At 71.5% G+C, this 12,326-nt stretch carries 12 protein-coding genes; 2 read left to right on the top strand and 10 right to left on the bottom strand.

The genetic code is table 11. From position 1 onward, the window contains the following. Positions 1-179: 179 nt before the first annotated feature. From AC3ANS_RS04775 to AC3ANS_RS04745, 7 genes are all read right to left on the bottom strand, one after another. A complete protein-coding gene (locus AC3ANS_RS04775; RefSeq protein ID WP_488295022.1) occupies positions 180-755 on the bottom strand; it encodes a mycothiol transferase in 576 nt (191 codons plus the stop codon). Continuing rightward, a complete protein-coding gene (locus tag AC3ANS_RS04770; protein ID WP_488295021.1) occupies positions 752-1,390 on the bottom strand; it encodes a response regulator transcription factor in 639 nt (212 codons plus the stop codon). The genes AC3ANS_RS04775 and AC3ANS_RS04770 overlap by 4 nt, the downstream gene beginning before the upstream one ends. A 270-nt stretch (positions 1,391-1,660) precedes the next feature. Continuing rightward, entirely contained in the window at positions 1,661-2,353 is a 693-nt protein-coding gene (locus AC3ANS_RS04765) for an excalibur calcium-binding domain-containing protein (RefSeq protein ID WP_488296427.1), read from the bottom strand. A gap of 181 nt (positions 2,354-2,534) precedes the next feature. Continuing rightward, on the bottom strand, positions 2,535-3,617 hold the full coding sequence (locus AC3ANS_RS04760; protein WP_488295020.1) for a DNA polymerase domain-containing protein: 1,083 nt from the start codon (positions 3,615-3,617) through the stop codon (positions 2,535-2,537). 251 nt (positions 3,618-3,868) lie between these two features. Continuing rightward, positions 3,869-4,186 carry a hypothetical protein gene (locus AC3ANS_RS04755; protein ID WP_488295019.1) on the bottom strand — a complete coding sequence of 106 codons (318 nt, stop codon included), beginning with the start codon at positions 4,184-4,186 and terminating at the stop codon, positions 3,869-3,871. Beyond that, the gene (locus AC3ANS_RS04750; protein WP_488295018.1) at positions 4,183-5,388 is read right to left on the bottom strand and encodes a fatty acid desaturase family protein; all 1,206 of its coding nucleotides are present in this window, start codon (positions 5,386-5,388) and stop codon (positions 4,183-4,185) included. The genes AC3ANS_RS04755 and AC3ANS_RS04750 overlap by 4 nt, the downstream gene beginning before the upstream one ends. A 162-nt stretch (positions 5,389-5,550) precedes the next feature. Further along, the gene (locus tag AC3ANS_RS04745) at positions 5,551-6,657 is read right to left on the bottom strand and encodes a ferredoxin reductase (RefSeq protein WP_488295017.1); all 1,107 of its coding nucleotides are present in this window, start codon (positions 6,655-6,657) and stop codon (positions 5,551-5,553) included. A gap of 115 nt (positions 6,658-6,772) precedes the next feature. Here AC3ANS_RS04745 and msrB point away from each other — a divergent pair, with 115 nt between their 5' ends. Beyond that, the gene (gene msrB / locus AC3ANS_RS04740) at positions 6,773-7,177 is read left to right on the top strand and encodes a peptide-methionine (R)-S-oxide reductase MsrB (protein ID WP_488295016.1); all 405 of its coding nucleotides are present in this window, start codon (positions 6,773-6,775) and stop codon (positions 7,175-7,177) included. Positions 7,178-7,207: 30 nt separating this feature from the next. Here the strand turns inward: msrB and AC3ANS_RS04735 are convergent, their stop codons facing one another. Further along, positions 7,208-8,338 carry a response regulator transcription factor gene (locus AC3ANS_RS04735; RefSeq protein WP_488295015.1) on the bottom strand — a complete coding sequence of 377 codons (1,131 nt, stop codon included), beginning with the start codon at positions 8,336-8,338 and terminating at the stop codon, positions 7,208-7,210. Between the two features lie 136 nt (positions 8,339-8,474). On the opposite strand from AC3ANS_RS04735, the gene AC3ANS_RS04730 reads away from it, so the two are divergent. Further along, a complete protein-coding gene (locus AC3ANS_RS04730; protein WP_488295014.1) occupies positions 8,475-10,913 on the top strand; it encodes a PIG-L family deacetylase in 2,439 nt (812 codons plus the stop codon). Positions 10,914-10,916: 3 nt separating this feature from the next. Here AC3ANS_RS04730 and AC3ANS_RS04725 read toward each other — a convergent pair whose 3' ends face one another. Then, positions 10,917-11,540 carry a hypothetical protein gene (locus tag AC3ANS_RS04725; protein WP_488295013.1) on the bottom strand — a complete coding sequence of 208 codons (624 nt, stop codon included), beginning with the start codon at positions 11,538-11,540 and terminating at the stop codon, positions 10,917-10,919. Positions 11,541-11,578: 38 nt separating this feature from the next. Further along, positions 11,579-12,277, bottom strand: a complete 699-nt coding sequence (hemQ, locus tag AC3ANS_RS04720; protein ID WP_488295012.1) for a hydrogen peroxide-dependent heme synthase — start codon at positions 12,275-12,277, stop codon at positions 11,579-11,581. Between the last annotated feature and the right edge of the window lie 49 nt (positions 12,278-12,326).

Here is a 12,326-nt window from a genome sequence, read left to right as displayed (position 1 = left end):
CGCCGGCACCGGCACCCGGCTCCGGGGGGAGAGAGGGGCGCCGGTCGCGACATCAGGACCGATCGAGCGGAACGTGGGGATCCGCCCGGCGCGCTGGGGGGAGCGCCGATCGGTCGGTCCGCAAGGCCCGCTCCGCGCGCGTGGATCCGTCCACGAAGGCGGGGCGGGCCTTTCGCGTCTCAGCCGGTCGCCCCGCCCTGGTCCTGGTCCTGGTCCTGATCCTGGTCCTGGTCGTCACGCTCGGCGAGCTCGACCACGATGTCGAGGTGGCCGGCGTGCCGGGCGTACTCGGTGAGGACGTGGAAGCAGATCCACTCCAAGGTCGGTGGGTCGGCGGCGAACCGGCCGCCCGGCGAGGCAGTGGCATGGAGCGGGAAGTCGCGCAGGACCGACCTGGTCCGCTCCCCCACCCCGTGCAGCCGCTCCGCCAACTCCTCGGCGGTGACGTCCGGCGCGACGACCCACCGGCCGTCGACATCGCTTTCCCACGGCTCGTCGATGCTCCAGTCGCCCCAGGGGTCGTCGACCGCCTCGCCGAGAAAGCCCCACACGAACCACCGCTGCTCCATGTGCAGGACATGGCTGAGCAGCTCGATCGGTGACCATCCGGACGGCAGGCGCACCGTACGGCGCTGCGCCGCACTCAGCCGCAGGACCGCGCCGGTGACGTCCTCACGAAGCCAGTCCAGGTACGCCGCCCAGCGGGCCGGGCTAGCCGGGTCGTCCTGGGCTGGCTCCAGCGGGAGGTCCGTCACTCCGGACCGGCCTGCTCGGCCCCGGTCGGGAACCCGTGCTCGACCCCCCAGGCGACAGCCTGGGAGCGGCTGATCACGTCGATCTTGCGGTAGACCGATCGAATCAGGCTCTTCACGGTGTTGATGCTCAGGTAGAGCTCGGCGGCGAGGTCCTCGTTGGAGCGGCCGCGCACGATCAGGCCCAGCACGTCCTGCTCGCGCGGGGTCAGGTCGACGTCACGGCCCAGCTGCCGCCGCCGGTCTGCCTGGTTGTCGATGTCCGCCTGGGATCCGTCCTGCAGCCGGCCCGAGGCGAAGTCCTCGATCGCCGCGAGGATCCCCATTCCGTCGAGTCCGACCGACACCGACGCGACGGCACCGAGGTCCAGTGCCCGGGCGGTGAGCCCGGGCTGGAGTACCCGCGAGAGGGCCAGCACCCGGTCGGGATGCCTCTTCACCACCCGTTCGAAGTCCTCGTCGTGACCGACGTAGAGGCCGAACACGTCGTAGAGAACGACGGCCTCCTGGTCGCTCGAGGCCTCGTCGACGACCACGACCCGGTCGGCGTATGGCTCGAGCAGCTTTTCGACCCCGGCGGCGATCACCGGCTGGTCGGACAACACCACGACCGAGACGGGTCGCGTGGACTCGTACACGGGAGCGCTCTCCTCTCTGTCCCCGACACCGGAGGATTTCCCAGCGCGCGCCCGGCCCAAACCCACCCGGAGGCGGTCAGGAGTCGACGCGGTTGCCCTCCTCGTCCAAGTGCGCCGCGACCTTCTTGCTGGGCTGCACCCGGGGCGGCTCGCCGGGCATCATCGGGGTGCTGGGGGCGGCGGCGTTGCGAGCGGTGTAGGTCAGACGATCAGGCGAGCTCCCGATCGCCGGAGGGGACTAACCACAGTCTCCGCAGCGCGGACCGCGTATCAGCAACCTCCCGTGAGCGGCAGAGCCAACGCCGTTCGAGCCTGTGACGACAGAGCGGCGAACTCCGCAAGGCGCGGCGCAAAGGTCCGGTTCCACTGCCGGACGAAGACGCGCGCTGAGTTCGATCGTGTTCGGCCAGCCGCATCGACAGAACCCGCCAGATGGCCCACGACAGCGTCAACTGACGCGGAAGCAACCGGTGGCCAGGCGACGGGTGGGTTCGACAAGTTCACCGCGGCCGTGCCATACGCGCTCGAGGCCCTGAGGAGCGCAGAGTTGATCTTCCGCAACTGCCGCGGGTTCAGCCGTGTTGGGTCCAGGCGCGATCCGCCGCGCATCACCAGCCGCAACAGGCCTCCCTCGACACTCGCGACCGGGCACACCTGTGCGAGGTAGTAGCGACCAGCTTCGTCCAGATTCGGCGTCGGAGTCGGCGTCGGAGTCGGCGTCGGAGTCGGAGTCGGAGTCGGCGTCGGCGTCGGCGTCGGCGTCGGCGTCGGCGTCGGAGTCGGAGTAGCCGTCGCAGAGGGGGTCGGCGCGGGGCCCGTATAGGTGCTACAGGGGCATGGCAGCGACTCACACGCAATTCCGTCGTGATCGGCGTCGAGGCGATCGGGGTCGTAGGTCGGACCCCCGAGCGCGATGAAGTAGCTCTGCGCTGCCGCCTGGTTGGCAAAGTCACCGCAGTTCATATCCCGTGGACTCGGCGTCGCGTTGGCGGTAGTTGCAGCCCAGAGACAACCTCCGAGCAAGAACGCGCAGACCAGGACGAGGAATCGCCTTGCCTTCATGGAGGCAAGGTACGGCCGTCGGGCCGGCCGCACATGGGGTTCGCCCCATCTCTCCCCACGGGCCGTCGAACTCGAGCCCGAGTCAGGAGTCGACGCGATTGCCCTCCTCGTCCCAGTGCGCCGCGACCTTCTTGCTCGGCTGCACCCGGGGCGGCTCGCCGGGCATCTTGGGGTAGTCGGGCGGGAAGCTCGTCTCGCCGCCCGGCAGCTCCTCCCACAGCCGGAGCAGCGGGTCGAGGGAGTACGCCGTGTCGTCGATGCTCGCCCACGGGTCGCCGTCGGCGACCCGGTCGGGCACCGTGAAGAGGTTGAACTCGCGGGGGTCGGTGAGGCCGGCCAGCTCGTCCCAGGTGACCGGGGTGGAGACCGGCGCGCCGGGCAGCGGGCGCAGGGAGTACGCCGAGGCGATCGTGCGGTCGCGGTTGTTCTGGTTGAAGTCGACGAAGATCCGCTCACCCCGCTCCTCCTTCCACCATTCCATCGTCACGCCCTCGTCGCGGCGGGCCAGCTCGCGGCCGAACCCGATCGCGGCGTGCCGGACGTCGGTGAACTCCCACTCCGGCTTGATCCGCACGTAGATGTGCACGCCCCGGTTGCCGGAGGTCTTCGGGTAGCCGACGATCCCGAGCTCCTCGAGCAGCTCGCGGGCGACCCCGGCGACCCGGACCGCGTCGGTGAACGTGGTGCCGGGCTGGGGGTCGAGGTCGATGCGCAGCTCGTCGGGGTGGTCCACGTCCGTGCGCCGCACCGGCCACGGGTGGAACACCAGCGTGCCCATGTGGGCGCACCAGACCGGGACGGCGATCTCGGTGGGGCAGATCTCGTCCGCCGTACGCCCGGACGGGAACGTGACCTGGACGGTCTCGAGGTAGTCGGGCGCCCCCTTGGGCACCCGCTTCTGGTAGAACGCGTCGGCGTCCTTGTCCTGCGGTCCGGTTGCGAGCCGCATCCCCGGACGTACGCCGGACGTCCAGCGCTCCAGCGCGGTCGGCCGGTCACGCAGGGCGCGCATCAGCCCGCCCTCGACGCTCGCGAAGTACTCAGCGACCATCAGCTTGGTCACCTCGGGCGTGCGGTCGGTCGCCTCGTAGATGACCCGGTCGGGGCTCGAGACGCGCACGGCGCGACCGCCGGCCTGGACCTCGGCTGCTGGTGGCTTCGGCATGCCAGGAGGCTAGCCCGGCGGTGGGTCGGCGGGCACCGGGAAAATGGTCTGGTCCAGTGCTCAGGTCTCCTGGGGCCCGACCGATGGTGAGGTCATCGGTCGCACGGACCAAGCTTGATCCGGACACCGGGGGAACATGCGGCCAACCGCAGAGCCCCGCTGCCGCGCGCTCGAACCCACCTCCCCGGGGTGGGTCCGAGAAGGCGGCAGCGGGGCTCTTGCTTTGTCTGCTGACGCCCGCCCAGAGACTCCTAGAGCAGCGAGTTGGGCTGGAACGTCGGGCTCCGGTCGGCGTCCTCGCGCACCGGGCGCACGAACTCGAACCCTGCGGTCAGCGTGAGCTGCCAGGACGGGTCGGCCTGCGGCGTACGGCGCAGGTCCTCGGCGCACTCGACGTGCATCGGCGGGAGATGGAACGCGTTGCGCGCCACCTCCTCCGGCGTGCCGAGGAAAGCCACCGGGCGGCCGAGCGACTCCGCGCAGGACCCGCAGATGCGGCTCAGTGCGCACTGGGTCACCCACCGCCCAGCGGTGACGTCGGGGACGCGGCCGTCGGCGACCGCGATCACGACGCGCTCCGCATCCACCCGCCGAGCTCGCGGCGCCGGGGCGGGCGCTCGTCGTCGGAGCGGCGCTTGCGGTCGCGGGCCGGGGTCGGCGGCTCCGGCTGGTCGCTCGAGGTCATCGAGTTGGGCAGCGAGAGCTTGATGATCGTGCGCAGCGCCTGGCCGTACTGCCGGTACAGCGGCCCGGTCGTGTACGGGATGTCGTACTTGTCGCACAGCTCGCGCACCCGCACCGCGATGTCGGCGTACCGGTTGCTCGGCAGGTCCGGGAACAGGTGGTGCTCGATCTGGAAGCCGAGGTTGCCGCTCATGATGTGCAGCAGCGGGCCGCCGTTGAAGTTCGCCGCACCGAGGATCTGGCGCAGGTACCACTCCGCGCGGGTCTCGTCCTCGATCTCCTCCTCGGTGAAGTGCATCGCGCCGTCGGGGAAGTGGCCGCAGAAGATGATCACGTAGGACCACAGGTTGCGCGCCAGGTTGGCGGTCATGTTCGCCGTGAGCGTGGACTTCCAGCCCTTGCCCGACAGCGCCGGGTAGACGACGTAGTCCTTGAGGATCTGGTTGCGGCCCTTGCGCGCGATCTGACGCAGCTGGCGCTTCATCTCCTTCGGGTCCTTCTGGCCCTTGCGGATGCGCTCCAGGTCGAGGTCGTGGAGGGCCACGCCCCACTGGAAGAGCGAGGCCAGCAACGCGTTGTAGATCGGCTGCCCGATGTAGACCGGGTGCCACTTCTGCTCGCGGGCCATCCGGAGGATGCCGTACCCGATGTCGTTGTCGTAGCCGAGCACGTTGGTGAACTGGTGGTGGATGTAGTTGTGGCTGTGCTTCCACTGCTCGGCCGGCTGCGCGGTGTCCCACTCCCAGTTCGAGGAGTGGATCTCGGGGTCGTTCATCCAGTCCCACTGGCCGTGCATGACGTTGTGGCCGATCTCCATGTTCTCGAGGATCTTGGCCACGCCGAGCAGCGCGGCGCCCGTGACCCACGCCGGCTTCTTCGCCTTGCCGGTCGCACTCGAGGCGAGCAGGGTCACCCGGCCGGCTGCGGCGAGGCCGCGCTGGACCTTGATCATCCGGTTGATGTACGCCGCGTCCTTCGCGCCGCGCGACTCCTCGATCTCCGCTCGGATCGCGTCGAGCTCACGACCGATCTGCTCCACCTCCTCCGTGGTGAGGTGGGTGTACTCCTTGACGTCACTGATGGCCATGTCAGTCCTTCCTGTCGTGTGGTTTCGAGGCTCGCTTCGCTCGCACCTCAACCACCGGGGTTGGCTCGCTGCGCTTCGCACCTCAGCCACCGGGGTTGGCTCGCTGCGCTTCGCACCTCAGCCACCGGTGGTGGGCTCGTTCTGCTCGCACCTCGACCAGCGCTAGATGTCGAGCGTGCAGTCGCCGACCGCGGCGGTGACGCAGGTCTGCACGCGCTCGTTGGGCTGGGCGAACTCCTCGCCGTTGCGCAGGTCGCGCACCCGGCCGGAGACGAGGGTCAGGGTGCAGGTGTGGCAGATGCCCATCCGGCAGCCGTACGGCATGCCGACGCCCGCTTCCTCACCCGCTTCGAGGACGGTGGTGGCACCGTCGGCGTCGATGGTCTTGCCGGAGTTGCGGAACGTGATCGTGCCGCCCTCTCCACCCTCGCCGCCGAGCTCGAGGGAGAACCGCTCGAGGTGCAGCCGGTCCTCGATGCCCGCGGCGCGGAAGTGCTCGCTGATCGCGTCGAGCATCGGGCCGGGGCCGCAGGCGAAGGTCTCCCGCTCGCGCCAGTCGGGGCAGATGCTGTCGAGTCCGCGTCGGGAGTCGGCGAGGTCGAGCATCCCGTCGAGGTCGGTGTGGAGGCGGTGCACTGTGAGCGACTCGTGCCGGGCCTCGAGGTCGTCGAGCTCGGCGCGGAAGATCATCCGCTCGGGGGTGGGCGAGGAGTAGTGCATGACGACGTCGGGCATCGTCCGGCCACTCTGCTGGGCTCGCCGATCCAGCGTGCGCAGCATCGCCATCACTGGGGTGACGCCGCTGCCGCCGACGAGGAACAGCATCTTCGCCGGCGGCGGGTCCGGCAGCACGAAGTCGCCCTCGGGCGAGGCGAGGCGCACGATCGTCCCGGGCGCGAGCCCGTTGACCAGGTGGGCGGACAGCTTGCCCTCGGGCATCGCCCGCACGGTGATCGAGATCGTCCGGCCCATGCGCTGCGGCGGGGAGGACACGGAGTAGGACCGCCACTGGAACTTGCCGTCCACCTGGACGCCGATCCCGACGTACTGACCCGGGCGGTGGTCGTAGCGCCACCCCCACCCCGGTCGGATCACCAGGGTCGCGGCGTCGTCGGTCTCCGGGATCACCTCCTCGACCCGCCCGCGCAGCTCGCGCTCGCTCCACAGCGGGTTGAGCAGCCGCAGGTAGTCGTCGGGGTGCAGCGGGGTCGTGAGCTTGTCGCCTGCGCCCCGCAGGCGGCTCCAGGGAATCGTCGTCGCACCGGCCATGCAGTTCAGTGAACAATTGTTCTCCGAGTCAGTCAACGCCCCCTAGGGGTGACGTGGGTCGCCCGTGACGTCGACACCCGACGCTCGTGTTGCCCGCGCCGACTACCGTTGCGCCATGGCCTACAACGTGGATAAGTCCGAGGAGGAGTGGCGGGCCGAGCTCTCGCCCGAGGAGTACGCCGTGCTGCGCGAGGCCGGCACCGAGCGGGCGTTCGTCGGCGAGTACACCGACACCGAGACCACCGGCGTCTACCGCTGCAAGGCATGCCAGGCCAAGCTGTTCGAGTCCGACACCAAGTTCCACTCCGGCTGCGGCTGGCCGTCGTTCTACCAGCCGATCAGTGACACGATCGAGTACCTCGAGGACACCTCTCACGGCATGAAGCGGGTCGAGGTGCGCTGCGCCAACTGCGGCTCCCACCTGGGCCACGTGTTCCCCGACGGCTACGGCACCCCGACCGGTGACCGCTTCTGCATCAACTCGATCAGCCTCACGCTGGAGCCCGCCGACCAGGGTTGATCGGGTTCGCCCCCTGGTTGCGGCTCTCGGTCAGCCCGCGAACCAGCCGGACGGCGTGAGGTCGGAGCCCATCCGCGGGACGTACTGGTCGAAGTAGACGCGGGCGATCAGCTCGCGCCGCGACCGCACGTCGGCCTTGTCGAAGACCGACTTCAGGTGGTCCTGCACGGTGTACGCCGAGACGTGCAGCGTCGCGGCGATCTCCTTGGTGTCGACTCCCTGGAGCACCAGCTGGGTGACGTCGCGCTCGCGCGGCGTCAGCCCGAACGCGGCGACGACCAGCGCGACGATCTCGGGCGGCCGGGCCTCCTCGATCGTGACCACGACCTCCCCGACCCGCCCGTCCGCGCCCGAGAGCGGTGCGGCGTGCAGCACCAGCCACATGCCGTCGGCGGCCCGCACCCGCGAGCGCGGCAGCGCGGTGATCTCGCCGCGCGCGTAGCGCCGGGCCGCGCCCACGAGCGCGGAGATCGGGCTCAACGGGTCACTCGCGGCCGCGCCGCGGACCAGCTGAGCGATCCGGTCGGCGGCGCCCTGGCTGGTCTGCAGGATCTCCCCGTCCGATCCCACGATCAGCACCGCGGGGCCCGTGGGCGCGTGGCCGGCGGGCACGTCCGCGAGCCGGCACAGCAGGCCGGTGCGCACCCCGCGCGCGAACAGCGACGACAGCGAGGCGAGGAAGTCGATGTCCTCCTCGCCGAACGGCCGGTCGTCGCCACCACGCAGCAGCGCGAGCGCACCCCAGGCCTGAGCACCGTCCCGGAAGACCAGGCGGGCCTCGTCGAAGAAACCGAACCGCGGCACCATGAACGACCGCATCCGGATCGAGCGCTCGACCTCTCCCCCGGTCAGTGCGTGCACGCCGGCCGCAGGACGTGAGCCGGCCGCGAGCTCGGTGAACGACGTCGGCTCGACCGTGCCGTACTCGATCAGCCCGAACTCGTGGTCGTGGCTGTTCACGCTGCGCAGATGGCCGTACTTGCGGGCGCTGGTGAGCAGGTGCGTGCTCGGGTCGTGGGTGGCCACGCAGGCGCTCACCCACGGCACCGCGCGGCCCACCGATGCGACCGCCTCCTCGAGGAACGTGTCGAGGTCGAGCCCGGCCTGAGCCACGATCTCGACGTCGCGTCGCACGCGCTCGAGCGTCAGTCCGGTGGCCACGGTCACAGTGTCGGCGAGGGCGCCCCGGCCGCCCATCCCACATTTCTGGGTGGACCAGACCACCAGACGAACAGCCGGCAAAGTCACCACCACTCCGGGATGGCTCCCCGACCCTCGTCCCGTGGAGGGTTCCCCCATGTTGACGATCCCCGAGCACGGCCCGCTCGACGAGCGTGGCCGCCTGATCCACGCCGATGACGCCGCCGCACAGCTCGCCCTGGCCGTGAGCCGCCTCGAGGCCACCCTCGCCGAGCAGCACCTGACCCTCGCCGACCTCGTCGAGCTGCGCGTGTCGACGACCGACCCGCACGCGGTCGAGGGCGTGTACGACGTGCTCCTCGAGCGCCTGGACGCCACCGGCTCGAGGCCGGAGGTGCGGATCGAGGCGGTCGACGCGCTCGGCGTGCCCGGCATGCTGGTCGCGCTCGACGCCACCGCCCGCCCCCGCGCCGCAACGCTGCTCGTGGTCGTCGCGCACCCCGACGACGAGGCCTTCGGGTGCGGCTCGGTGCTGGCCCACGCGACGACGCACGGACTGCGGAGCGTGGTCGTCTGCGCCACCCGGGGCGAGCTCGGCGAGCCGGCGCCCGGCAGCGGCCTGACCGTCGCCGACCTGCCCGCCGTCCGCGAGCGCGAGCTGCGCGAGGCGTGCCGCCTGCTCGGCGCCGAACGGGTCGAGCTGCTGGGTTACGTCGACTCCGGCATGGACGGCGAACCCGCGCCCGGCTCGCTCGCCGCAGCGGACCCCGACCAGGTCCGCGACCGGGTCGCATCGGTCATCGACGAGCTGCGCCCCGACGTCGTGGTCACCCTGGACGCCAGCGACGGGCACCGCGACCACGCCGTGATGCGCGACGCGACCATCGCGGCGCTCGAGCGGGTCGCGCACCGACCGCGGCGTACGTATCTGTTCTGCCTGGCGCGCTCCCTGATGACCGAGTTCACGGGGCTCGCGACGCTCGGGACGCCCGACGAGGACCTCACGACGCTCGTCGACGTCGCCGACGTGCTCGACCTGCGGTGGCAGGCGATCCGCACCCATGCCTCCCAGGTCCCGCCGTTCGACGCGATGGGGCCTGATCTGCAGCACGGCTTCCTCGCGGTCGACCGGCTGCTGCGCGTCGACCCGCCCTGGCACCCCGGCCCGTCCGAGACCACCTGGATCCCACCCCAACCCACCACCACGAAGGAACCCCTCGCCATGACCACCACTCCCCCGTCTTCCGCCGAGTCGCTGCGCGGACTATGCGAGGGCCGCGTGCACCTCCCCCGCGATGCCGGGTACGACGCCGCCCGCACGCCCTGGAACCTCGCGGTCGACCAGCGGCCGGCCGCGGTCGCCGTACCGCACTCGGCCGCGGAGGTGGCCGACGTCGTCCGGGCCGCGGTGGCTGCTGGCCTGCGGGTCGCACCGCAGAGCACCGGCCACGGCGCCGCCGCCCTCGGCGAGTCGCCGCTCGACGACGTGGTGATCGTCCGCCTCTCCGAGCTCACCGGCGTCACCGTGGACGCCGAGGCCCGCACCGCGCGCGTCCTCGGCGGCACCCTGTGGCAGGACGTGGTCGCCGCCGCCGCACCGCATGGCCTCACCGCGGTCCACGGCAGCGCCGGCGACGTGGCCGTGGCCGGCTACGCCCTCGGCGGCGGGGTCTCCTTCTACGGTCGCGCCCACGGTCTCGCCGCGAACACGATCCGGGCCGCCGAGGTCGTCACCGCCGACGGCTCGCTGGTGCGTGCCAGCGCGACCGAGCACCCGGACCTGTTCTGGGCGCTGCGCGGAGGCGGCGGCAACCTCGGGGTCGTGGTCGCGCTCGAGATCGACCTGCTGCCCTACGCCGACGTGTACGCCGGCATGCTGCTGTGGCCGCGCGACCGCGCGCCCGAGGTGGTGCGCGCGTGGGCGGCGTGGACGGCGGACTTGCCGGACACCGTGACCACGGCGCTGCGGGTGATGAGCTTCCCGCCGCTGCCCGAGCTGCCGCCGTTCCTCAGTGGCCGCCAGCTCGTCGTCATCGACGGCGCCGTGCTCGAGGACGACGACCGAGCCGCCGAGCTGCTCGCCCCGCTGCGGGCGCTCGGGCCGGAGATGGACACGTTCGGCCGGATCCCGGCCACCGGCATGCTCGCGGTCCACATGGACCCGCCCGCACCGGCGCCCGCGGTCGGCGACCACCTGGTGCTCGCCGGACTGCCCGAGGAGGCGATCGCGGCGTACCTCGCCGAGATCGGGCCCGGATCGACCAGCTCGCTGCTGTTCGGCGAGCTGCGCCACCTCGGCGGCGCCCTCGGCCGTCCGGTCGAGGGCGGCGGGGTCCTCTCCCACGTCGACGGAGCCTTCGCGCTCTACTGCGTGGCCATGGCGCCGTTCCCCGAGGCCGGGGAGCGCGGGCGCGCAGACGGGCGGGCGCTGTGCTCCGCGCTCGCCCCGTGGAGCACGGGCACCGGCGTCTTGACGTTCACCGAGGCGCTGACCGATCTCGCCACCGTCTTCGGCGGCGGGTGGGACCGGCTGCGCGAGGTTCGCGCCGCGGTCGACCCGGCCGGGGTGTTCCTCGCGAACCACCCCGTGGTCTGAGGGCTACTCGTCCACGAGGGCGGGTCGGAGGATCACCACGTTCTTGCCGTAGGTGTCATCGGCCCAGGCCTGCAGGGTGCCGTCGTCATAGACGACGTCGACCAGCAGGTGGCCCGCGTCGGTGTAGGTGCTCTGCACGCCGGGGAGGTCACCCACCTCCCCGGCGATGCGGGTGAGCTCCGCGGGGGTGTGCCGCACCGACGGCGCCGGGTAGGTGACCTGCTCGGTCGGCATCGGGTCGTACAGCGCCGCCGGAGTCGCGTCGCCGTAGCCGAAGGTGGTGCCGTCCCAGGTGCCGGTGACGGCGAACTGACCCCACCGGACCTGCTGCTGGTGCTCGAACACGCCGTGGTGGTCGGCCCAGTCCCAGCCGGTGACGGCCGGCCCTGTGCACTGCACCGGCCACGACTCGGCGACCGGCCCCACGCACAGCTCGGGACCCCCGTTGTCGAGGACGGTCACCAGCCCGGCGCTGTGGACGGTGCCGGGCGCCGCCGGGATCGCGGTCGGCATCCCGGCCGCCGCCGACGGGCCGGGATCGGTCGCCGTGGTGTCACCGTCGCTGCCGCAGCCCGCCAGCAGCGGCAGCGTCAGGAACAGGGCGGTCGCGGCGAGCAGGGTCCTCATGCCGGTACGACGGGCTCAGGGCCGTCCCGGTTCCGGGCTCAGGGCAGGCGGTCGACCAGGTCGGCGACGCCGGTCAGCGCGCCGGTGTAGAACGGCACCTCCTCGCGCACGTGGCGCCGCGCCTCGGAGCCGCGCAGGTGTCGCATCAGGTCGACGATGCGGTAGAGCTCGTCGGCCTCGAAGGCCAGGATCCACTCGTAGTCGCCGAGCGAGAAGCTGGCGACCGTGTTGGCGCGCACGTCCGGGTAGTCGCGGGCCATCTTGCCGTGGTCGGCGAGCATCCGGCGGCGGTCGGCGTCCTCGAGCAGGTACCAGTCGTAGGACCGCACGAACGGGTAGACCGAGACGTGCCGCTTGGGCTCCTCGTCACTGAGGAACGCCGGCACGTGGCTCTTGTTGAACTCCGCGGGTCGGTGCAGCGCCATCTGCGACCAGACCGGCTCGAGCCGCCGGCCCAGGGCGGTGCGACGGAACCGGTGGTAGGCGGACTGCAGCTCCTCGGAGGTCGTGGCGTGCCACCAGACCATCAGGTCCGCGTCGGCGCGGAGCCCCGCGACGTCGTAGACCCCGCGCACGATGACGTCTGCCTCGGCGAGCTCGGCGAACAGCTTCTCGACCTCGGCACCCTCTGCCGCCCGGTCGGCCTCACCCAAGGGCTGGGCCAGCCGGAAGACCGACCACATCGTGTAGCGGATGGTCTCGTTGATCTCCCGTGCTCGCTGCCCCTTGGTGCTCATGCGTCCATTGTGCCAACGGCATCCGGGCCGGTCGCACTCGCCGCCCATG

This window comes from Nocardia sp. 149-1B (genome assembly GCF_057747975.1).
This window is presented reverse-complemented; position numbering and strand designations above follow the sequence as displayed.